Here is a 1,294-nt window from a genome sequence, read left to right as displayed (position 1 = left end):
TCGAGGATGGATGCGATTCGGCGCTGCTCGGGGAGGGGTGGGAGGGGGACTGGAATGAGCGCAAGATCGGTCTTTCTCAGCGACGGAACAGCCGTCGACGAGGCGATCGCATACATATCAACTGTCTGAAGAAATCTGTATAAGAAGCGAGAGTCAATCCGCACCTGCGGTATCGCGGCCATTGCGTTGTTATCGATGAGACACGCGACGCCGGACAATACTCGGAAGTTTTGACTTATGGCCTCGCCAATCTTCGCAAACAGTGTGCTTCCAACCGGCACGATCCGAGCTCTGAGGCTGGCTATGTCTTCCCTTGAGACGTAATTCCGGGCTCCTCGAAGATCACCCAAGCCAGCCCGCGCGACAGACGAGATGTCGCCGACCTTCGCGAAAGGAAACTCTCCGTGAGTACGACCTTGAAGCGATGGGGGAAATCCGATCCCGGCTTGAAGCTCAACAACGTCACCGAGCTTGACCGTCGGCCAGCTCACGCGAGGGACCGTGCCAGGGCGGCCGTCGCATCCTGGATCTCGCGCTCCAGGTCCATGAGTTCGGCGAGAATCACGGCGGGGTCTCGGTGCTCGACCTCCTCGTGCACCACCTCCTTGTAGCGGTTCAGCGAGAGGTCGTAGCCCTGCGCCGCGATCTCGTCTTTCGGCACGAGAAATGACTGCGCCGTGCGCGGGCGCTCGAGTTCGGGGCTGTCGGCATCCGTTAGAGTCTGCCAGCGGGCCAGCACATCCGGCAGATCGTTCGCCTCGGTCGGCGTGCGCTTATCGTCGAGCGTAAAACCGTCGGCCTGCACCTCGTAGAACCAGACGTTGTCCGTTCCACCCGAGCTCGTCTTGGTGAAGAACAGAATCGCCGTCGACACACCCGTGTACGGCTTGAAGGCGCCGCTCGGTAGCTTCACCACTGCATCGAGTTTGTGCTCTTCGACGAGCATCCTGCGCAAAGCTTTATGAGCGGTGGATGACCCGAACAGCACGCCATCCGGAACGATCACCGCCGCACGGCCACCGTTCTTGAGCAGGCGCAACATGAGCGCCAGAAACAGCAGCTCGGTCTTCTTAGACTTCACCACAGTGAGCAGATCTTTCGCCGTGGTCTCGTAGTCGAGGCTGCCGGCGAATGGCGGATTCGCGAGCACTAGCGTGTAGGAGCTCTCGATGCTCGCGTCGAAGTGCTCCTCGGCGAGCGAATCGCGGCGCTGGATGGTGGGGTTCTCGACGCCGTGCAACTGCATGTTCATGCTGCCGATGCGCGACATCGACGCGTCAGAGTCGAAGCCCGT

Annotated in this window: 2 protein-coding genes; both read right to left on the bottom strand. The window is 60.6% G+C overall.

The window, feature by feature from the left end; genetic code table 11:
* The coding region (locus tag RMN95_RS17170; protein ID WP_397545283.1) for a restriction endonuclease subunit S at positions 1 to 491 on the bottom strand (491 nt) is incomplete at its 3' end.
* Positions 488 to 1,294 (bottom strand): N-6 DNA methylase (locus tag RMN95_RS10980; protein WP_309616957.1); only part of this gene is annotated, 807 nt, incomplete at its 5' end. The genes RMN95_RS17170 and RMN95_RS10980, both read right to left, overlap by 4 nt.

The sequence above is a fragment of the Salinibacterium sp. genome, from assembly GCF_031364185.1.
Lineage (GTDB): Bacteria > Actinomycetota > Actinomycetes > Actinomycetales > Microbacteriaceae > Rhodoglobus.
The sequence above is the reverse complement of the archived record's forward strand: the minus strand, read 5'-3'. Positions and strand labels throughout refer to the sequence as shown.